A 23,228-nucleotide genomic window follows, 5' to 3' on the forward strand; every position below is an offset into this window, starting at 1 on the left:
GATTGCACCTCGTGTGTGTTATTGGTTGTACATTAAAATAAAAGACCGGGCTATCACCCGGTCTTTTATTTTCGTATATACGTATTAGTTGTTACAACACATTAATGAAGGGGCGTAAGATGCTTTGCCCTGCTGTGTTTCCCATTCCTCCGGCGTGAACGATCCTGTTCATTTTGTTCATTCTTCGTTTTACCCCTTTCGCTATTTTGTGCAACGAACTTTACAAGTTACTTTTATCATCTCTATAGTTGGCATAGGTTAAGAACCCAGGCGCCAGATTTCTATCTGAAGCCCTTTTTTACCAGGATCTCAGGATTAAAAAAGTAGTCGGGATGCACGCTTTGCCCGGATTTTTATCTCCATTAATTTTTTTAAAATCAAACATCAAAAAATAATATTTTAACCTTTCTTTATTGTGATCTCTTCAAATCCGCGCGGTACCACAAATGAAATGGTATTATCTGCGGAGAAATTTTCACTGGTCAGTACGGTGCTTGTACCATCAACTACTACGGATACCGCCTGGAACGGAAGACCATGTAAAATAATACGATGGTTTTCATACGTAGCCTCATAGTTGATGTAGCATTTCTTTTTCAACAGAAACTGTTCCGGTGTGGATGCCTGTTTAAAGGAGATCACATTGTATTGCCCGTTTTTATAACCATAATGGTCACCGGCATCTTCATACAAGGTACTTTTCATTACTTCTTCTCCATAATACACATGCAGAAGCATTTCTGTAACGGGTGTTTGCTGGGTATACTGCATTTCAGGAAACCTGGGCACTACTGCACCGGCCTTTACAAACAGCGGCATTTCTTCCAGTGGTGTAGGTACGGTAACCTGTTGTGCACCTGCATATGTCTGATCGTTCCAGAAATAGTACCAGTCGCCCGCAGGCAGGTACAATGATTTTTCTTTCATGCCTTCCTCGCTGACATGACTGATCAACAAGGCATCACCAAACATAAACTCATGGGTACAGTTATAGGTGGCGGCATCATGCTGCGCTACAAAAGCCAGTGGCCGTAGCATAGGCGTGCCATTGGTGGCATATTGCCAGAAAGTGGTATATAGATAAGGCAGCAACTGGTATCTGAGGGAGATGAACCGGGTTACTACTTTTTCATATTCAGGACCAAAACTCCAGGGCTCCTGGTTGAAGCCGGTTTCATTGCTGGCAGAGTGCGTACGCATCAACGGATGGAAAGTAGCCAGCTGAATCCAGCGGGTATACAGCTCTCCATCAGGTTCTCCAATGAAACCACCAATATCGCTGCCGGTAAAGGAAATTCCCGACACTGCCAAACGCTGGCACTGTACGGTGGCTAGCCACAGATGTTCCCAGCTGGAAACATTGTCGCCCGTCCATACGGAAGACCAACGCTGCGCACCGGCATAGCAGGAGCGCGTAATAACGAACGGCCTGTTGGGCAGCAGGTATTTTTTCATACCGGCAGCCGTTGCCTTGCTCATCAGGTGGCCATAAATATTATGTGCTTTACGATGACTCACTTCTTCGCCATCGTAATCATGCCGTACATCTTCCGGAAAGGAGCCCATTTCAAATACAGCAGGTTCGTTCATATCATTCCATACGCCGCGTACACCTACCTCAGCGAGACTTTTAAACAGGGTACTCCACCATTCCCGCACGACAGGATTGGTATAGTCCGGGAATACGCATTTGCCCGGCCATACATCGCCTTCCATCAGCGCGCCATCCGCACGTTTACAGAAATAATTATTCTTAACGCCTTCCTGGTAGATGGCATAATCGGCATCTACCTTGATACCCGGATCAATGATCACCACTACTTTGAAACCCTGGGAGGCCAGTTCTTTTATCAACCCGACAGGATCGGGAAACCATTCTTTATTCCAGGTGAAGCAACGGAAGCCTTCCATGTAATCTATGTCGAGATAGATTACATCGCAGGGAATCTGCCTTTTGCGGAATTCTGCCGCCACTTCCTTGACCCTTGTGTCGGGATAGTAGCTCCAGCGGCACTGATGATAGCCCAAAGCCCACAGGGGTGGGAGTTCAGGAGTACCGGTTATTCTTGTGTAGGAAGCTGCCACATCCAGCAGTTCGGGTCCGTAGATAAAATAGTAATTCATTTCACCGCCACGGGCCCAGAAGCTGCACGCATCTTCTCTTTCATTTCCGAAATCAAAGATGGTGCGGAAGGTGTTATCGAAGAAGATACCGTAACCGATACCGCTGTGCAGCCCGTAATAAAAAGGGATGTTGCGGTAAAGCGGGTCCGTATCTTTCTGATAACCGTAGGCATCCGTGCCGTAGTTTTCCAGGCGTTTGCCGCGCAGGTTGAGTTCTGTGGGCTTATCGCCCAGTCCGTAAAAGCACTCGCCTTCCTGGACGAGCTTGCTACAGTACACAATTTTGCCACCTTTTTGGAGGTAATGCTGCCAGTGATAGCCCATCTCATCCTGGTTGATCACGCGGCCTTCTTTGTCGCTGATCGTGATGCGGAGGTTGTCTCTGGCAATAAATACTTTCAGTACATCTGTATATATTTCAAAAGTTTCTTCCCATTCTTTTATGCCGAAAGTAATCGGCGCTTCTTCAAATGTGTCGCTGGTTGCGTAAGAAAAATCACGTTGGAAAGAGCCTTCGGCAGCGTACCTGAACCGGATGATCTTGTCTGCGACCACCCTTACTTCCAGGATGGTTTCTGTTGTATAAAAGCAAAAATAATTTCCTTCTTTTTTCCATTCCCGTATCGTATCGGGATAGTGTTTTGCGCCGTATTTGCTTGACGAGGTTTCAACTTGCATAATCTCTTTTTCTGAATGCCTGGTAATGCGTTACCGTGGACTTAAATTACATAAAAAATCAGAGTAGTTATATTGTTTTGCGTTTGATGCTGATATCACCGCGTTTACTGTTTAAATCACCGTGTTGACAAAAAAATCAGCATTATGAATTTATTAGTCATTAACTTGATAGTAATAAATGTACTTTTTGCTTTAACCTATTTACGTGGTGCGCCTTTCCAGGAGCACCTTTTTTTGACCATGATTTATCAATTGAATGATGATCAAAGACGGAAACAAAAAATAACATATTCAATTTATCCATTTTGTTTATTTCAGTCCGTCAAAAGTCCGATATTTTTTCCTGCTAAAAACACTCTTTTCCCATTTCTTGCGCGGCGAACTACATTAAATCCGTCACCGATGCGGTGCCAGTCCCTGCCACCATTATTTGAAATGTCTGTGCCGGAGGTGCCGGTAGCAATCAGTAACTGCGGTGTAATATAGGCTACTCCCGACTTATATCCGCCTGGAGCGGTACTGGGAGCAAACCAGCTTCGGCCGCCGTTATTGGTCAGCATGCAGTTGCCCTGCCGGAGGGTATCATTTTGATAGTCGCCGCCAACGGCAATGCCATTGTTGGCATCCAGGAAGGCAATGGAGAAGGTGCCGGTGGTGCTTTTTCCCTGTATGACGGGTATGGTGACGGCCTTCCATTGCTGGCCCGATTGGAAGAGGCGTGATACGGTGCCGCCGGTACCAAAATATACTTTGTTGCCGGGTAGTGTGATCAGGCTGGTGCCGCTGGCGGCGAAAAGGGCTTCTCCGGGAATGGCGGCCGGCAAAAGGGTGGGGCGGTCGTGTTGCCAGGATTGGCCGCCATCGTGTGTGCGGATGATCGTGAATTTATTCTGCAACGGATCGCCGATGGCGATGCCTTCTTTATCATTAAAAAAATCCATGGCGTCGAAGAAGATCCCTTTTGTGGTATCGGAAAAAACCTGCTGCCAGGAGCTGCCGCCATCTGTTGTGAGAAAGAGCCGTGCCGGCTCGCCGGCATTGAGTACCAATGCCTTTTTATCATCAAAGGCATAGATAGAGCGCCAATCGCAACTATCACAGGCGCTTACCTGCATCCATTGCCAGTTATTGCCACCATCTGTACTTTTGCCTACTTTACCACCGGTGCCGGATACCCACACAATATCATCCGTTACGGCACTGATCCCTCTGATACTTTTCAGGGGAGGGTCGGGGGATACGATTTTTATATGATAGTTTCCCACCTTGTTTTGTGCCTGTACCGGCAGGAAACAGCTAATAATATTAAAACAAATAATAATTATTGCCGGAAACCCGCAAAACCCCGCATGGGCTGTAATAGTCCACTGTGAAGTATCTGAAGTATATACGGACGGTTTAATCATGAGTTATAATGTTTATTTGCAATGTGTTAGCTGCAAGAAAATTGCAAAATAGCTACAAAGTGTGAAGCAGAAGTATATATTTGCAAAACAGCCTAAACCAGCTAACTGTCAATAATATTATTAGAGTGCTTCTATCCCGTAAATTGAAAATATTTATCCTGCTAAGCCTATGGGTCCTTTTGGGCACTATATCTTATGCCCAGGATAAACCATATATTTTCGACAGTTACAGCGTAAATGAGGGCCTTTCTCAAAGCACCGTATTCGATATCACACAGGACGACCAGGGATTTATGTGGATTGCCACCCGCGACGGGGTTAATCGTTTTGATGGCTATACCTTTAATGAATACCGTTATAAACCCAGCTCACTGTTTAAAGCGGGAGAAGGAAAGGGAGAACTGGTTGCCCGTGGTACCAATGGCAACAGGGCGGTGATCAACCGTTTTGATCTGAAAGGTTACAAAGGTTTTTCTTTTTATAAGGATAGTCATCATCAGCTGTTGCTGACGCATAACAACGGCATCAGTATTTATGATAAATACCGCAATAATTTCCGTAGCCTGTTATTGGATACTTCCAATGTAAATGCCGGGGAGCGTGATAGTAATGTGAAGTTCCGGATACTGGGAGAGGACACCGCCACTAATTCCATGTGGATCTGGCGCCCACGGAAAGGAATATACGTATTGGATAATGTTACCTATGCCATCAGGCGTATCATCATGTATCCACCACAGTTTCAGCAGCGCGGCATGGTGCCGTCGGCTGTTATGAAGGATGGCAACACCATCTGGATGAGTGGAGAGCCGGGAGAATTGCTGGCATTGAATACCAAAACGCTTCGTTTACAGACTTATTGTCTGCCAGGTGTAGATGAGCAGCCGGTGATGCGTAACCTGAATGCAGATTCCATGATCATTGTAAGCCCCGGACATATTACCATCTTTAACAAGCGCAGGAATAAATTCAGTGACCTTGCTTATGATGTGAAGAATGAATGGGGAGATCCTTTTCGTCCCAATGTACTGGAAATAGATCACGAAGGCAATGCCTGGATCGGTGGTACAGACGGTGTATTGGTATACAGTATTGCGCGCAATGAAATTATCCGGCATATTGTTAGTTTCAATACTTTTGAAACCCGCTCTTTCAATCTGGTGAGCCAGTTGTACCGCGATGGCTCCGATAACATGTGGGTAGGCACGGATGGTGACGGACTCAAAAAATATTCTCCCCATAAAAAAGTATTCAATCTTTACCGCTCTCCATACATTACACATAACATGGTGCAGGCTGTATACAAACATGACGACGGCAAGTTGTATGTAGGTCTGATGCGCGATGGATTAAATATTTATGCAGACGGAGGTAAATTCCTGGAGCGTATTTCAAATGAATTATATCCGGGCAAATTTCCGGGGAATGACCTGGGCGCTATCTGCCGCGAAAATTCGGATCATCTGTGGCTGCACTTTGCCGGCATGCATATCGGGTTATTCAATGTGCAGACAAAAGCATTCCGTGATCTGACTGGAAAGGTAAAGGCATTGGGTTTACCACCGCAAACAGACCCGTTCCCTTTCCTGTTTAAACGTACCAATGGAGAGTTATATTTCAACTACGGACGTTACCTGCTGCTTTTTGATGATACCCGCACCGGGTATGAAGTAGCGGTGGTACACGATTTCAAGGATGAATTGCTGACCTGCTATTACGAAGATTATATGGGTAACCAGTACGTGGGTACGAAATCTGCGTTGTATATAAAACATGCCTCCGGTTCCCGCTGGAAGTATGTGGATTTACCCGATGGTACATCGGTAAAAGCCATCAATAAAAATCCCCATAAAGAGTTGCTGGTAGCAACCAATAAAGGACTTTATATTTTTGATGCACAGGAGCATATCAAAGTACACTATAACAGTTACGACTATCCGAAACTGATCAATGATTATATGTATGGCGTATTGCTGGATGATAAAGACAGGATCTGGGTGAGCCACAACAAAGGATTAACACAGATTAATCCGGTAACAAACGAGATCACTACTTTTAATTATGAAGATGGTTTACAGTACAACGAGTTCAATACCGGCGCCTATTATAAATCGATTGATGGTGAATTGTTTTTTGGCGGTATACGCGGTGTGAATGGTTTTTATCCAAAAAATTTCCGCAAAAATCCTTTCTACTCCAAAGTGATTATCCGCCGGATGGAAGTGCTGGATAAACCGTATGAATCAGATACGGCCATTTCTTTGCTGAAGCGGGTAGAGCTCCCGTATAATCAGAATACGATTGCGATAGAATTTGTGCCGCTGGAGTATACCAATCCGTTGAAAAACAAGGTGCAGTATAAACTGGAAGGCGCTGATGAAGACTGGGTGGAAGCGGGTGCATTCAGGATGGCGCGCTATACAAATCTGCATCCGGGTAGCTATACCTTTAAAGTAAAGGCATCGAATAATGATGATACGTGGAACACCACGCCTACTTCGCTGGACATCCTGATCAGGATACCTTTCTGGCAGTCGTTGTGGTTCCGTTTTTTATTATTGTTACTGTTGCTGGGAATTGCCTATTATTTTTCTACCTTATACCTGGATTACAAGATCCGTCATGAGAAACTGAAGCTGGAAAAAGAGCAGGCAGTAGATCAGGAGCGGGCGCGTATTTCCAGCGATATGCATGATGACCTGGGATCGGGATTATCTACGATCCGTTTACTCAGTGAAATTGCCAAAAGAAAAATTCCGGATACTTCGCAAACAAAGGAGATAGAGCGGATTTCAGAAACAGCAGGAGAGATGATTGACAAGATGAGTGAAATCATCTGGGCGATGAATTCTTCCAATGATTCCCTGGCTAACCTGATCGCCTATATGAGAAGTTTTGCGGCCGACTTTTTAGAGCATGCACATATTACACATCAGTTCTTTATTCCGGATGCTATTCCGGATATAAAACTCAGTGGCGGTACACGCAGAAACATTTACCTGGCAGTAAAAGAGTCGTTGCATAATGTGATGAAACACGCCAGGGCAACGGAAGTAATTATAGAAGTGAAAATGCATAAAAACATGACGATAATGATCAAAGACAATGGGAAAGGATTTGACCAGGAGAAGGTTCGGTTGTTCGGAAATGGTTTGAAAAATATTCAGAAAAGAATGCTGGCAGTGGGCGGTAATGCTGACATTTCATCGAATAATGGTACAATAGTTTTTCTCGATATCCCACTTAATTAACATACTTTTGTTTTAAGTAACATATAAGTGTTATAATTCCTATAAACATGACGGTATACTCAAAGAAAAAGTCCCAGGATAACATGGACATCATTTCTATTGCGATAGTAGAAGACAACCATGATATTCGCACGGCTATGGAATTGCTGATTAATGGTTCTGACGGATACGCCTGTGTCGGTACTTTCAATAATGGAGAAACCGCCCTGGAACAAATCCCTCATTTATTACCAAACGTAGTGCTGATGGATTTCAATCTCCCTGGTGGTATGAATGGTATTGAATGTATTGCGCGGTTGAAATCGGAATACCAGGACATGCAATTTATGATGCTCACGGTATATGAAGATGACGACAAAATTTTCATGGCATTGGAAGCAGGTGCGAGTGGCTATATTCTGAAGAAAACTTCCCCTGGTGAATTGCTGGAAGCTATCCGTGATTTACACGAAGGCGGTTCTCCGATGAGTTCTCAGATCGCGAGAAGGGTAGTTGCTTTTTTCCAGAAACAGGCAAAGCCTAATCCGGCGCTCGAAGCATTAACCACGCGTGAAAAAGAAATCCTGGATCAGTTGTCGAAAGGCTACTTATACAAGGAGATTGCCAGCAACCTGTTTATCAGTATTGAAACAGTGAGAAGGCATGTGCATAATATCTATGAAAAGCTGCATGTACGCAGCAGAACAGACGCGGTAAATAAATATTACAACCGATAGACCAGGATTAAAAGATTAAAGGATTTTGCCTGATGGGTGTTTTGTTGTTTTTAGTATTTGAAAATTTTCAAACAACAAAACACCCATCAGGCAAAATCCTTTAATCTTTTAATCCTGGTGTTAATCTTGGTGTTGGTATGTTCTTTTAATAAGGTGTACGGACAATACCATTGCAGCAATCAGGAGGCAAGCCAGTTTGAATAAAAAGCCAGTTTTCATAGGATAGGGATTAATACATTAATAAATAAATCTGTTGAATCGGACATCATATTCCCCCATGACCACGGCCATACTGCTGATTATTTGCTGATGATATTGATGAGAACCCGGATAGTTCCGTTTCAGGTGTCAGGGATTTTATAAGATGTTTGTGATACCGTTGCTTAACGCATCATCTGCCACGAATCAAATTTCTTGAGGAGTTGCAGGAATTTCTTTCCAATACTTTGTTCCTGTTCTTTACGGATAAAATAAGTAGCTATGAGTGCGGCAACAAGCATCACCATTAGCACGATAAGGCATAGTGTTTTCATAATAGGGACATAGGTTAGGATACTGATGAAATCGTTGTCTTTTGTAAATATAATGAATTCTTTAATATAGCGTGTATTTTAAATGCTATTTATTCTACATATCTTTTGAAAAAATATCCAGGTCTTAAAAAAGTGATCAGCATCTCTCCAACATACATTTTTTTTAAGCTTTAATTAATTGATGGGTAATAAGTTAAGCATAGTGCATAACTTATACTTGGGATGATTCACTGAATCCTTTATTTTTGCCCATAATCTGATTTTGCTAAAAGATTTAGTATCCTTGCAGAATAATGATTGACCCAACGAATATAAATATTTAGGAAACTTTAATATATTATGGCAAACACGGAAAAAACGGATAACAAGGATCTATTTGCTTCCTATACGGAAGACTCCATACGGTCGCTGGACTGGCGGGAGCATATCCGCCTCCGGCCTGGTATGTATATAGGTAAACTGGGAGATGGTTCCAGTATGGACGATGGTATCTATATACTATTGAAAGAGGTGACTGATAACTGTATCGATGAGCACACGATGGGATTCGGTAAACAGGTGGATATTAAAGTAACTGAACACAATGTCACCATCCGGGATTTCGGCCGCGGCATTCCCCTGGGGAAAGTGGTGGACGTAGTAAGTAAAATAAATACCGGCGCCAAATACGATAGCAAGGCTTTTCAGAAGTCAGTAGGATTGAACGGCGTGGGTACCAAGGCGGTCAATGCATTGTCCAGCTACTTCCGGGTACAATCCGTTCGTGATGGGCGTATGAAGGTGGCTGAGTTTGAACGGGGCATACTGCTCAAGGAACACAAAGAAACGGCTACAACGGAACCTAATGGCACCCTGGTGACCTTTATACCGGATGACACGGTTTTTAAAAACTACCGCTACATTCCGGAATTCCTGGAAAACCAGATATGGAATTATTGCTTCCTCAATGCAGGTCTTACGGTTAGTTTCAACGGGAAAAAGTATATCTCCAAAAACGGGCTGCTGGATCTGCTGCAACGCAAAACCAATGAGGAAGAACTGCGCTACCCCATTATCCACCTGAAAGGAGAGGATATAGAAGTAGCTATCACGCATGAAAGTCAGTATGGGGAAGAATATTATTCGTTCGTAAACGGGCAGCATACCACACAGGGTGGTACGCACCTGGCGGCTTTCCGCGAGGCATTTGTGAAAACGGTACGTGATTTTTATAAGAAAGACTACGAAGCCACAGACATCCGGGCATCTATCTGCGCAGCTATATCTATCAGGGTACAGGAACCGGTTTTTGAATCGCAGACAAAAACAAAGCTGGGCTCTCTCATCGTTCATGATGGCGGCCCTTCTGTAAAAGCATTTGTACTGGACTTCCTGGCCAAACACCTCGATGATTACCTGCACCGCAATCCCACTATTGCTGACGCACTGAAAAAGCGGATCGAACAAAGTGAGCGTGAACGTAAAGAACTGGCTGGTATTAAAAAGCTGGCCAATGAAAGAGCAAAGAAAGCCAACCTGCATAACCGTAAACTGCGTGACTGTCGTTTTCACCTGACCGATGAATTTACCGGTAAGGATAAAGTAGAACAGGAAGCACGCCGTTTGGAAACAACCATCTTCATTACGGAAGGTGACTCTGCAAGTGGTTCCATTACCAAGTCGCGCAACGTGGAGACTCAGGCAGTATTCAGTCTGCGGGGTAAACCGCTGAATAGTTACGGTCTGACCAAAAAGATCGTATACGAGAACGAGGAATTTAACCTGTTGCAACACGCCCTGAACATTGAAGAGAGCCTGGAAGGACTGCGCTACAATAACATTGTGGTGGCCACCGATGCCGATGTGGACGGGATGCACATCCGCCTGTTATTACTGACGTTCTTCCTGCAGTTTTTTCCTGACCTGGTGAAGAATGGTCACGTATACATCCTGGAAACACCGCTGTTCCGCGTACGTAACAAGCAGCAAACTATTTACTGCTATACAGAAGAAGAAAAACAGAAAGCAGTCAGGAAACTGGGTAATAAGCCGGAGATCACCCGCTTTAAAGGATTGGGAGAAATTTCTCCCGATGAGTTCGGACGTTTTATCGGTGACGACATCCGTATAGAACCGATCATTTTATCAAAAGAGGTTCATATCCAGAAATTGCTGGAATATTATATGGGTAAAAATACCCAGACCCGTCAGGAGTTTATTATTAATAACCTGCGGTATGAAAAGGATCTGATTGAAGAAGTATAAATCAATTACAAATCCGTAATACGTAACTAAAGTTTGTATGAGTCTTATACACGTAGTATTCGGTCAGCCTTCCGTTCCGGTGCTGGCAGAAGCCATAGGGATGGATGAGAAGATGCAGGGGGAGATCCTTTATTTTGAAGATGATCTGTCTGTAGGACCACTGTTTATCCTGGATACCAAAGAAGGACAGGCCAGCCGCCGGCTATGGTGGCAGCAATTATCAGGCACACAGCCGCAACCGGTACCGGAAATACAGGGACTGGAAGCCGCGGAGCCGGAAGCGGAACCTCCCGGTGATGCAGATCGTGTTAACACCCTGAAAGCACAACTTAAAGAAGATCCTGCGCTGGAAGTGTGGTTATGGGCCGGACAAAATGCCCGGGATGTATGTGGCTACTACTGGCTGGCAAGCCTGTTGTATGATTATGCAGGCCGTATTCATATCATCTACCTTAATAACCTGCCTTTCCTTAATGAAAAGGGAGCGGTGTTTTATCCTACCCAGTTGCATCAGATCCTGCCCAAAGAATTTCTGAAAGCAAAGAAACTTGCCCGTCCTGTTTCGCTGGCTGAATTTGAGCTGGATGGAGAGGAGTGGTTCCGGTTGATGAATGAAAATGCAGGCATCCGCATGCTGGAAGGTGGCAAGAAGATCAAGGGAGAACCCACGCTTTTCTACGATAAAGAATTACTGGCGCAAAGCGGGAAGGAATTTGTGAAAGCATGGCGTGTGGTGCAGCAGGTAACCGGTAAACTTAAATACCCTGTGATGGACCAGTTCATGGGCTGGCGATTGAAAGAGCTGATCAGGGAAGGGAAGCTGGAAAGCAAAGGAGAATTAAAAACCATCCGTGATTTCGAGGTAAAGCTCCCGGGTGAAAACGCAGAAAATCCAGCTACAGTATGATAACGGTAACGCCTATACAACTTGTAGGGGAAGATGATCGTGGCAGCAACTACCTGTGGAACAGCAGCAGAAGTGGTGACTTTATGCTGTGCTACCGGCATGCCGGCAGCAGCAGCGGTCAGCACTACCACGAAGGTAAAAGCGACAACAAGAATCCGGAAGTGATGTACCTGTTCACCGGCAAAGCACTCATTCATTGGTGCCCGCTGGAAGGTAAGGAGATCATCACTACGGAAATAACAGCACCGGTAAGGGTGGAAGTGCCCATTAATGTATGGCATCAACTGATAGCCGTCACCGATTGCTGCTTTATAGAACTGAACTCCGTAGCAGACGTACAGCAAGACAGTGTACGTGTATGGAGGGAGGATTTTGAAAAAATGATTAACGAAAAATCGTAAGTGTATTATACATGGATATGGAAAATATAACATCAGATGAATCTCTGCACAATGTCATCCACGTTGGGGGCATGTATGAGAGCTGGTTCCTCGATTACGCATCCTATGTGATCCTGGAGCGGGCGGTGCCCAGCGTGGAAGATGGATTGAAGCCCGTACAGCGCCGTATCCTGCACGCCATGAAAGAAATGGATGATGGCCGCTTTAATAAAGTGGCTAACGTGATCGGCCAAACGATGCAGTATCACCCCCACGGGGATGCTTCCATCAGTGATGCGATTGTAAACCTGGGTCAAAAAGACCTGCTCATCGAAACGCAGGGTAACTGGGGTGATGTAAGAACAGGCGATGATGCAGCAGCAGCCAGGTATATTGAGGCGCGCCTCTCTAAATTTGCCCTGGATGTGGCTTTTAATCCTAAAACAACTTCCTGGCAGCTTAGCTACGACGGCCGTAAAAACGAACCGCTGGCATTGCCCATGAAATTCCCGCTGCTATTGGCACAGGGCGCGGAAGGTATCGCGGTGGGGTTATCTACCAAAATATTACCGCATAACTTTTGTGAACTGATAGATGCTTCTGTAAAATATCTCAGGGGCAAAAAATTTGAACTCTACCCCGACTTTATCACCGGTGGTATGATAGATGTAGCCAACTACAACGATGGTAAACGGGGTGGGAAAGTACGGGTACGCGCACACATTGAAGAGAAAGATAAAAAGACCCTGCTCATCAAAGACGTACCGCATGGCGTTACTACCACGCAGGTAATGGAGTCTATCGTAAAAGCCAATGATAACGGTAAGATCAAAATCAAGAAAGTAGTAGATAATACCGCTGCAGTTGTGGAAATCGAAGTACAGCTGGCGCCGGGCATTTCACCGGATATCACCATCGATGCATTGTATGCATTTACGGATTGCGAAATTTCCATCTCACCCAATGCCTGCGTAATCGTCAGCGATAAACCACATTTCCTGACCGCGTCGGATCTGCTGAAATCATCTGCCGACTTTACCAAAGACCTGTTGAAACAGGAACTGGAAATCAAGCTGGCAGAGTTACAGGAAAAATGGCATTATACTTCCCTGGAAAAGATCTTCTTTGAAAAACAGATCTACAAGGAACTGGAACAAAAGCATAAAGACTGGGAAACTGTACTGGTAGCGATAGACAAAGGATTTACACCGTATAAGAAACAGTTGAAACGTGAAATTTCCCGCGACGATATTGTGAAGCTAACGGAGAAGCCTGTACGTCGCATTTACCGCCTGGATATCAATGAACTGAATGAACAGATCAAAGGGATTGAAGGGGATATCAAACAGGTGAAAAATGACCTGGCTAACCTGGTAGACTACACCGTAGCCTACTACGATAACCTGCTGAAGAAATATGGCAAGGGCCGTGAGCGGCATACCGAAATCAAAACCTTTGATAACATCCAGGTACAACAGGTAGCGATTGCCAATACCAAAATATATGTGAACCGTGCAGACGGCTTTATCGGTACCTCCCTCAAAAAAGATGAGTTCGTGGCAGATTGTTCTGACCTGGACAATATCATCGTGTTTCGCCGGGATGGTAAAATGTTGGTGACCAAGGTAGCCGACAAAACCTTTGTAGGAAAGGATATCATTCATGTAGATGTATTCCGCAAAAATGATGAACGTACTACCTATAACATGATCTATGTAGAAGGTAAAACGGGTGTGAGCTATGCCAAGCGTTTTAACGTAACCGGCGTGACCCGCGACAAGGAATACGAACTGGCGCATAAAGGAGAGAAGAATTCCAAAGTACATTACTTCTCCGCAAACCCTAACGGGGAAGCAGAAGTGGTGACGATCAAGCTGAGCCCGAACTGTTCGGCCCGCAACAAGGAATTTGACATGTTCTTTGAAACGATTGCTATCAAGGGCAGGATCTCCATGGGTAACCAGGTGACGAAGTACCCGATCCGCAGCGTGAAATTCAAGGAAAAAGGCGTATCCACCCTGGCTGGACAAAAGATCTGGTTTGATGCAGAAACCGGCCGCCTCAACACAGAAGAACGCGGCGTATACATCGGTAGTTTTGAAGGAGAAGACAAGATCTTCGCCGCCTTTAAAAACGGTACTTACGAACTCACCAATTACGAGCTGACGAATCGTTATGAATCGAACGATGTTGTATATATAGAGAAATTCAACCCCGATAAAATTGTAACAGCCATTTATTTTGATGCGGATAAGAAGCAGTTTAATGTAAAACGTTTCCGTATTGAAACCCAGACGCTGAATAACAAATTCCACTTTATCAAAGAAGGCGCACATAACTACCTGGAAATGGTAACCACACATACACAACCGGTGGTATTACTGAAAACAGGTAAGAAACGCAGTCCTGAGGAAGAAGAAATAGACCTCTCCGAATTTGTGGAAGTGACCGGCTGGAAAGCAGTAGGGACAAGGATTGCAGGCGATGACCTCGTAAGTGCAGAACTCTTGTCAGAAGATGAAGACCCCGACCCTAACGAAGATGGGCAACTACAAGGCGAGTTGTTCTAAACAGCAGCTGTTTCAGGAAAAGAATTTACGGATTTAGGAATTTACGGATTTAGATATTTAAAATGCAGCGGAGATTACATTATATATGGTAATCTCCGCTGCATTTTAAATATCTAAATCCGTAAATTCCTAAATCCGTAAATTTTTATTCCTTTTCTCTTAACAATAAAATAAAACGCTATCTTAATACTGATGTTTAATTTGCACCCGGTTCCATATTTTTATTGTTTAAATGAAGTACCAATATTTAACTGAAGCTGAATTATTACAACTTGTCGCTGTGGATGATGCAGGGGCATATGAGGTGTTGTATAACAGGTATTGGCAACCACTTTTTTTATTTGCGTACAAGCGTCTCAGGCATGCAGCTCCTTCAAAGGATGCGGTGCAGGATGTATTTATTAATTTATGGAAACGCCGGGCTACGTTGCAGTTAACCGCTTCTTTACGTACTTACCTGTTTACAGCGGTGAGGTATGAAGTCCTGAAGAATATTGCGCAGTCTCAAAAGACGACCGGGAGCGACGATATGGCGCTTCTTCCGTTGTCGGAGGACGCGGCCACAATGGATATGCTGAATGAGAAGGAGTTGAGGTCGGCATTGGCGGGGGCGGTAGACAGGCTCCCGGAAAAAATGAAAGAAATATATCTGCTTAGCAGGCATTACCATAAGTCGATTGCGGAGATAGCGGCGGAGCTGCGTATTTCGGAGCAGACAGTGAAGAATCAGTTATCCAAAGCCTTGCTGCGACTGCGTGTACACCTGAAAGATGCCGCTGTTATTCCAGCCTTGCTTCCGGGCATTATATTTTTCCTTAACAATTAGTTAACAAATGGGCATGGTACTCATTGCTTGTTTTTGATGCTTCACTACAGCACAAACTATCCATGCATAACCAGGAACTTAGCCATATTGCCGACAGGTATCTGAAAGGAGAGGCCACCGCTGCAGAGCAGGCGCTGCTGGAAGATTGGTTTGCCGCCACAGAAAAAGATCCGGTGGATCTGTCTGAGAAGGCATTGCAGGCAATAAAAGCAGACATGCTCACAAATATCCGGGATCAGGCAGCTTATTTGCCTGTTCCTGATGAGATGAATGAAACACCCGTGCGGCGCCTCTGGCCTGCATTACAACGTATAGCCGTTATCATTGCACTTATTGCCGGTATATATGGTATGTTTTACCTGCATTCATTACCATTGAAAAATTTGCCGGTAGCAGCAGACAGACCCGTTCCGGCCGCAACCGGGAAGCAATACCGGATGACAGCTGCTGCCACCACACAGGTACGCAGGATCATATTGCCCGACAGTTCTGTGGTGACGCTGAACCGTTCCGGCAGCCTGCATTATCATCTTCCTTTTGGCGATAAGAACAGGGAAGTATACCTGGATGCAGGAGAAGCTTTTTTTGAGATAAAGAAAAATGCCACAAAACCCTTCCTGGTATATGCGGGAAAAACCGCTACCAGCGTGTTGGGCACCTCTTTTAATATTCGAATGAACCACCCCGGCAATACCGTCAGGGTAGTCGTGAAAACCGGTAAAGTAAAAGTGGCAGCAGATCTGCATGGGCTGGACAGCGCCAAGCTGATCACCCCCGACCATGGCATAGAAATAAACACAGCGAACAATAAAACACACACTTTTTCACAGTCAGCAGACATTGCTATCTCCTGGTGCAGGGGTACGCTGGTATTTCGCCAGCATATCCTCCCGGAAGTGGTGATGGCGCTGGAAAGTAAATACCAGGTGCATATCCGCCTGATGACGCCTGCTCTGGAGCGTTACCGTGTTTCCGGTGACTTCAGTGCCAACCACACTGTAACGGAGGTATTAGATGCATTATGCCTGGTACACCGGCTCACTTATAAAAAAAAGGGGGACAATTATTTCATCTATTAAATCAAGTACATAAGAAAACCGGTTATGCGCTAACATAACCGGTCCAATGTTTTGCTGACAGCATCCTTTCCGTAATGCTCATTACCGGATGTGGCAGCGTGTTTTTAATACTTAATAAAAACTGTTCAAATTTATGAAAAATGTAGTAAGAAATTCTACAATCCGTTATCTTATGCGCCTTAGTCTACTGACAACATGCTTGGCCGCTGTAAGTCTCTCCTTGTGGGCTAAAAATCTGGAGGGACAAAATTTAAAAAGAAGCATCACGCTGAAAACCTCCGGTGCCACACTTAACCAGGTATTAATACAGGTGGCGCGTCAAACGCATTACCACCTGGTTTACGATGCAGCTGCCAGCGACAATTACAACATGGATTCACTGGATACCAACGCCCGTGCTGCGGATGATCTGCTGGATTCCTTACTGGCCCCCACGCCGCTGGCGTACCGGGTTGTAAAGGATCTGCTGGTGGTATATCGTAAGGATGAGCAGGAATTCGGGCTGAAAGGAAAAGTTATTGACGGGGAAAATAAAGAACCGCTGATAGGCGTAACTGTTTTTTTGAAAGGCACCAAAAGAGGGATCGTTACCAATGCCAGTGGCGGATTTTCCCTGGCTTCCGTAAAACCCGGAGATGTGCTGATCATCTCCTATGTAGGCTATGAAACCAAAGAAGTGGTGATCTCAAAGGATGCTTTCCTGACGATTCCGTTAGTGAGCAGCCGTTCTAAAATAAAAGATGTGGTGGTAGTAGGTTATGGTACACAAAAGAAAGTGAACCTGACCGGCGCCGTAAGCCAGGTAGATGCCGCTGTGATTGATAGCCGCCCCGTAGCCAATGTGGGCCAGGCTTTACAGGGAGCTATCCCCAACCTGAACGTAAATTTTGGTGATGGTCGTCCGGGTAGTACTGCTACGCTGAATATCCGTGGTTTTACCTCCATTTCCGGTGGTGGTCCGCTGGTACTGATAGATGGTATCCCCGGCAATATTAATACCGTAAACCCCCGCGATATAGAATCAATATCTGTATTGAAAGATGCAGCTTCCGCCGCTATTTACGGCGCCCGCGGCGCTTTTGGCGTAGTGCTGCTGACCACTAAAAAAGGAAAAGCCGGCAGGATGCAGGTGAGCTATGGTACTAACTATAGCATGAGCAGACAAACAACCAGTACTGATTTTATTACCAACGGTTATGATGCTGCCATCCTCAATGATGATGCTTTCAAAATCACGCTGGGGAAGACTTACACTGGCTACACCGATGAAGATTATGCAGAGCTGTTGAAAAGGAAAACAGATCCTTCCCTGCCATCTGTGGTGGTGCAGAATCGCAAAGGGAAAGATATGTATGTGTACTATGGTAATACAGACTGGTGGAAAGTAATGTTCCGTGATAACATGCCTTCCCTGGAACATAACCTGAATATCAGCGGTGGTACAGATAAAATAAACTATATGGTATCCGGCCGTTTATATCAGAAGAAAGGGATGATGCGGATATCGCAGGATGTTTATAATTCCTATAACTTCCGGGCAAAAGTAGAAGCAGAAGTAAAGCCATGGCTGGTGCTGACCAGTAATACGCAGTTTAACGCTAACGACTATACGTATCCTGGTTCCGGGGTTAACAGCAACTTTGTATCCGTAAGCGTACATGCGTTACCGTCATACGTGCCGGTCAACCCTGATGGTACGGCTACCTACCGGACGGAGCTGAACAATTACACCATTGGTGATGGTATCTATGCCGATCTGCTGCATGGTAAAAGCAAAGGCGCCACCAAACAGTTTGAACTGGTAAATACGGTGGGAGCTACCTTTAAAATAAATCCGGACTTTAATATTAATGCCAACTATACGCTCACTGTTCTCAATGGTAACAGCTTCCACCGGCAAACAGCAGCACCGTGGTCTATTTATCCCGGTGTGATCAGCTACGTGAATAATGATGATCTGTGGCAGCAGGATGATAACAGGCTGATACATGTGGTGAATGTATATGGCAACTACAACAAACATTTCGGTAAGCATACCCTCAACCTGACAGCTGGTGTGAACCAGGAATTGCAGCGGGAAAAAATGCTGTACTCAGAACGTACGGATCTGTTGTCGGAAGACCTGAATGAAGTGGCACTGGGAACCGGTGATGCCACCGTAAATAGCAACAACCAGGAACTGGCCCTGCTGGGCGCTTTCGGACGTGTAGCCTATAACTATGCTGATAAATACCTGGTAGAATTTAATGGCCGTTATGATGGATCTTCCCGCTTCCCTGCCAGCAGACGTTTTGGTTTTTTCCCTTCTGTATCTGCGGGATGGCGCATGAGTGAAGAAGCATTTTTCTCACCTGTAAAGAATGTAGTGAACGACTTTAAATGGCGCGCTTCCTACGGTGCTCTGGGTAACCAGGATGTGAAAAATAATTTCTATCCTTACATCCCCATCCTCGGTGTAGGCACTACGTCTTATATCACCAACGGAAAACGTACGCAGTACGTATCTCTGCCAACCCCTATCACACCCAGTCTTACCTGGGAGAAAGTTAACTCCACCAACTTCGGTGCAGACATGAGCTTCCTGCGCAACCGCCTGAATGTAACCTTCGACTGGTATGTAAGGAATACCAAAGACATGCTCACCAAAGGCATGACATTACCGGCCGTTTTCGGGGCAGCAGAGCCTAAACAAAATGCCGCCGACCTTAGATCTCAGGGTTGGGAAGTAAATATGGAATGGCGCAACAGTGCAGTGGTAGCAGGTAGAGCCCTGAACTATAATGTTGGGTTTAACGTAGGCGATTTTAAAGCAGAAATAACCAGGTTTGATAACCCCAATCAAATTCTGAGCGATTATTATAAAGGGAAACAGCTGGGTGATATGTGGGGATACAGTATTGCTGGCTATTTCAAATCAGACAAAGATGCAGCTGACTGGAAAGTGGATCAGACCCAGGTAGGTAATAACATCTTCTCTGCACCAGGTGAATGGGGTAAGCTCCGCGCCGGTGATCTGCAATTTGTAGACATCAATGGAGATAACAAGATCAGTAAAGGTCAGAATACACTGGCTGACCATGGTGACCTGAAGATCATTGGCAACTCACTGCCAAGATATACTTTCGGTGTCAGGGGAGGTGCTGACTGGAATGGTATAGATTTCAGCGTGTTTTTCCAGGGTGTAGGCCGGCAGAACTGGTATCCGGGCAATAATGCGGATAAATTCTGGGGACCATTCTCCCGTCCTTATATGTCGTTCATCCCGACAGATTTTGAAAGCAAATTATGGAGCCCTGAAAACCCCGATGCTTATTTCCCAAGATTGAGAGGATATATTGCATTGAACGACAACGGTTCGCTGAAAGAGAACAATGATAAGTATGTACAGGACCTCGCGTACATACGCCTGAAAAGCCTGATACTGGGCTATTCACTGCCTATGGCGATCATGCAGCGCATCAAACTTACCCGTTGCCGCATTTATTTCAGCGGAGAAAATCTGCTCACCTTCACCAAACTACAGAGTAAATACCTGGACCCTGAACAGCTGTCCAGCGATCCTAACCTTGTGCAAACCGATGCCAATGGCCGCGTATATCCTTTCAGTAAGTCATACGCTATAGGACTGGACGTCACCTTTTAATGAATCGCTGTAAACGAAATGAAAATGAAAAAGATTAATATACTTATAGTTTGCTTGCTGGTATTGGGTTTTAGCTCATGCAGCAAGTTCATGGACCGGGAGCCGATGGCGAAAATTTCTCCTGAAAGTTATTTTAAAACGGAGAAAGATCTGAAATTATATATCAACTCCATGTATTCCATGGTGCCTGATGCAGAAGGTATTTATAATGAAGACCTGGATAATGTGGTGAAATCAAGTCTGTCAGAATTTCTTACCGGCAGACGCCAGGTACCTGTTACCGGTGGCGGCTGGGGCTGGACAGAGTTAAGGAAGATCAATTATTTCCTGGTGAACTGCAATAAAACATTACCCTATAGCACTACCCGCAAATATGTAGGCGCTGCTAAATTTTTCCGTGCCTGGTTTTATTTTGAGATGGTAAAGAAGTTTGGTGATGTGCCCTGGTACAATACCCCGCTGGATGTGAATGACGAAGCATTGCTGACCAAGGCTCGTGACCCCCGTAAGATGATAATGGACTCTGTACTCGCAGATATTGATTCGGCTATCGTATCGCTGGATGCTACCAAAAGTAATGAGCTGGTAACCAAGTGGACGGCGCTGGCGCTTAAATCGCGCATAGGACTGTTCGAAGGCACCTTCAGGAAGTATCACAAGGAAGCCAACTTCAACCTGCCGGATGAAAATAAATTCCTGCAGGCAGCAGCTGATGCAGCAGCGCAGTTGATGGCAGGCGGACAGTATCATCTTTACACCAGTACACCTGACAACGCTTACCGGGAACTTTTTTCTATGAAAGATGCCAATCCCGATGAAATTATTTTAAGCAGAAAATTCAGTGCTACGTTGCAGATATATCATAACGCCAACTACTATACGATAACGGCGTCTTATGGTCAGCCCGGCCTGGAAAAGAGTTTCGTTAACAGCTACCTGATGAAGGATGGCAGCCGTTTTACAGATAAACCTGATTATAATAAGATCCAGTTTTATAATGAGTGCCAGGACCGCGATCCACGTCTGGCGCAAACGATCCGTACACCGGGCTATACCCGTATTGGCAATACCAACAGGCTGGTACCTGATTTTGGTGCAGCCGTAACCGGCTATCAGCTGATCAAATATGTGACGGATGAAACCCAGGACTCTTATGTAAAGAACGACAACGATATGCCGGTATTCCGCTATGCAGAGGTATTACTGAACTATGCAGAAGCTAAAGCAGAACTGGGCCAGCTTACACAGGCCGACATCGATCTGTCCATCAAGCTGCTGAGAGATCGCGTAGGCATGCCTAACCTCGATGTAGCCGCAGCCAATGCCCATCCCGATGCATATGAGGCCGCACGCTACAACAATAAAACAATTAGTGGTGTATTGCTCGAAATACGCCGTGAACGCAGAATTGAGCTGGTTATTGAAAATTTCAGGTGGCATGATATCTGCCGCTGGAAAGAAGGCCCGATGCTGACAAAGCAATTCAAAGGCATGTACTTCCCCGGCGTAGGCCAGTTCGACCTGGATAATGATGGTAATATAGACGTAGTGATCTATGAAGGCACCAAGCCCAATGGCCCCAAAGGTCCTGCCTACCTGAAATTAGGTACAGAAATAAACCTGGAAAACGGTAATGCGGGCGGATCAATCGTTATTAATCCTGGCATCCCCAAAGAGTTTAATGAAAACCGGGATTACCTGTATCCGGTGCCTATCCAGGAACGTACGCTGAATAAAAACCTGACACAGAATCCGAACTGGAATGACGGACTATAACATTTTCGGATTTTTTGATTTACGAATTTAGGGATTTGAAATGCAGCGAAGATCTACGCGAAAATCTTCGCTGCATTTCAAATCCCTAAATTCGTAAATCAAAAAATCCGAAAATATTTATTGTTTTTTCCTGGGTTGCTTTGCCTTCTGCTGGTCTGTATTAAAGTCTTCCACAGACTTGGGGTGGGTCATGCTTTTCTTTTTCTGATCCAGTGGCATAGGAGCGGGGGCGCCTTTCCCTACCGGGATGGCATCATGAAATATTTTATTCACGTGCACCCATTTTCCAGCCTTCCATGTAAAGCCTTCGTAGTCCATATCTGATACATACGTGAATTTTTTTGCCGGCTCGTTGGTTTCAGAGATCAGGTGATCGTATACGATCATATTCAGTTCTTTATTGTAGTTGAGGGTAGCCGTACTTTCTTTTTTGTATTCAATAATAAAACGGTTGCGGGTAGGCTGTTTTACGCTGTCTTCTGAAAAACTGAAGAAAGGCCCGCCAAATACGGGTTCTCCGTTTTTGAACGTCAGCATTTCCACTATTTTTTTCTGACTGCGGGGATTGTTGGCATCCCAGCCAAAGAGCGTATAAAATTCCTGGTTGAAATAATGTCTTTGAATGATGTTGTAATACAGGCAACCGTACCAGGCTTTGTTGTTGGTAATACTATCCGTGTTGGTGATATAATCAGATACATCGAATAAAGGGAAGAGTTTTAGTTGTCCATCCGCGGTATTCATTTGTATAGCACCAAAGTGGCGGTAGAAGCCTGTTTCGGCTTCCAGTGCCCAGGAGAAGATGCGGAAGGTGCTGTCTTGCGGGTATTGTATAGAGACAGCCTTCAGCGAATCGAAGGGAAACCGGAAGGAATGTGGTGTTTTCAGCGCGCGTACCAGTGTTGGTATAAACTGGTCTACCGCTTTTCCGCGGCCTTCATCTCCTTTTCCACTGAATATTTCCTGGCTCAGGTATTGCAGCGTGTCCTGGTCTTTTTGTAGCCGGGCATAACCGGCGGCATCCGGCTTTTGTGCGAGTGCACACAGGCCGGTAAGCAGGGGGAGGAGTGACAGTAGTAGTTTTTTTACCATTAT

At 45.1% G+C, this 23,228-nt stretch carries 14 protein-coding genes; 10 read left to right on the top strand and 4 right to left on the bottom strand.

The features are described from left to right. Positions 1-399: 399 nt before the first annotated feature. Complete coding sequence (locus ABQ275_RS06610) at positions 400-2,802, bottom strand: glycoside hydrolase family 31 protein (RefSeq protein ID WP_349317485.1); 2,403 nt, start codon at positions 2,800-2,802, stop codon at positions 400-402. 314 nt (positions 2,803-3,116) lie between these two features. Further along, entirely contained in the window at positions 3,117-4,208 is a 1,092-nt protein-coding gene (locus ABQ275_RS06615; RefSeq protein WP_349317486.1) for a YCF48-related protein, read from the bottom strand. Positions 4,209-4,387: 179 nt separating this feature from the next. Here ABQ275_RS06615 and ABQ275_RS06620 point away from each other — a divergent pair, with 179 nt between their 5' ends. Together ABQ275_RS06620 and ABQ275_RS06625 are read left to right on the top strand one after the other, a co-directional pair. Further along, on the top strand, positions 4,388-7,459 hold the full coding sequence (locus ABQ275_RS06620) for a triple tyrosine motif-containing protein (RefSeq protein WP_349317487.1): 3,072 nt from the start codon (positions 4,388-4,390) through the stop codon (positions 7,457-7,459). Positions 7,460-7,506: 47 nt separating this feature from the next. Beyond that, positions 7,507-8,175, top strand: coding sequence for a response regulator transcription factor (locus tag ABQ275_RS06625; RefSeq protein WP_349317488.1), 669 nt, complete (start codon positions 7,507-7,509; stop codon positions 8,173-8,175). 383 nt (positions 8,176-8,558) lie between these two features. Here the strand turns inward: ABQ275_RS06625 and ABQ275_RS06630 are convergent, their stop codons facing one another. Continuing rightward, positions 8,559-8,708, bottom strand: a complete 150-nt coding sequence (locus ABQ275_RS06630) for a hypothetical protein (RefSeq protein WP_349317489.1) — start codon at positions 8,706-8,708, stop codon at positions 8,559-8,561. 339 nt (positions 8,709-9,047) lie between these two features. Here ABQ275_RS06630 and ABQ275_RS06635 point away from each other — a divergent pair, with 339 nt between their 5' ends. From ABQ275_RS06635 to ABQ275_RS06670, 8 genes are all read left to right on the top strand, one after another. Continuing rightward, complete coding sequence (locus tag ABQ275_RS06635; protein ID WP_349317490.1) at positions 9,048-10,952, top strand: DNA topoisomerase IV subunit B; 1,905 nt, start codon at positions 9,048-9,050, stop codon at positions 10,950-10,952. 37 nt (positions 10,953-10,989) lie between these two features. After that, complete coding sequence (locus ABQ275_RS06640; RefSeq protein ID WP_349317491.1) at positions 10,990-11,859, top strand: DUF1835 domain-containing protein; 870 nt, start codon at positions 10,990-10,992, stop codon at positions 11,857-11,859. Next, on the top strand, positions 11,856-12,260 hold the full coding sequence (locus ABQ275_RS06645; protein WP_349317492.1) for a hypothetical protein: 405 nt from the start codon (positions 11,856-11,858) through the stop codon (positions 12,258-12,260). The genes ABQ275_RS06640 and ABQ275_RS06645 overlap by 4 nt, the downstream gene beginning before the upstream one ends. Positions 12,261-12,277: 17 nt before the next feature. Beyond that, on the top strand, positions 12,278-14,809 hold the full coding sequence (locus ABQ275_RS06650) for a DNA gyrase/topoisomerase IV subunit A (RefSeq protein ID WP_349317493.1): 2,532 nt from the start codon (positions 12,278-12,280) through the stop codon (positions 14,807-14,809). 232 nt (positions 14,810-15,041) lie between these two features. Continuing rightward, entirely contained in the window at positions 15,042-15,635 is a 594-nt protein-coding gene (locus ABQ275_RS06655) for an RNA polymerase sigma-70 factor (protein ID WP_349317494.1), read from the top strand. Between the two features lie 62 nt (positions 15,636-15,697). Then, the gene (locus tag ABQ275_RS06660; protein WP_349317495.1) at positions 15,698-16,714 is read left to right on the top strand and encodes a FecR domain-containing protein; all 1,017 of its coding nucleotides are present in this window, start codon (positions 15,698-15,700) and stop codon (positions 16,712-16,714) included. Positions 16,715-16,886: 172 nt separating this feature from the next. Further along, on the top strand, positions 16,887-20,357 hold the full coding sequence (locus tag ABQ275_RS06665; protein WP_349317496.1) for a TonB-dependent receptor: 3,471 nt from the start codon (positions 16,887-16,889) through the stop codon (positions 20,355-20,357). A gap of 24 nt (positions 20,358-20,381) precedes the next feature. After that, the gene (locus ABQ275_RS06670) at positions 20,382-22,133 is read left to right on the top strand and encodes a RagB/SusD family nutrient uptake outer membrane protein (RefSeq protein WP_349317497.1); all 1,752 of its coding nucleotides are present in this window, start codon (positions 20,382-20,384) and stop codon (positions 22,131-22,133) included. Positions 22,134-22,250: 117 nt separating this feature from the next. Here the strand turns inward: ABQ275_RS06670 and ABQ275_RS06675 are convergent, their stop codons facing one another. Continuing rightward, a complete protein-coding gene (locus ABQ275_RS06675; protein ID WP_349317498.1) occupies positions 22,251-23,225 on the bottom strand; it encodes a hypothetical protein in 975 nt (324 codons plus the stop codon). Positions 23,226-23,228: the final 3 nt, after the last annotated feature.

Source organism: Chitinophaga sp. MM2321 (assembly GCF_964033635.1).
Classification (GTDB): Bacteria; Bacteroidota; Bacteroidia; order Chitinophagales; family Chitinophagaceae; genus Chitinophaga.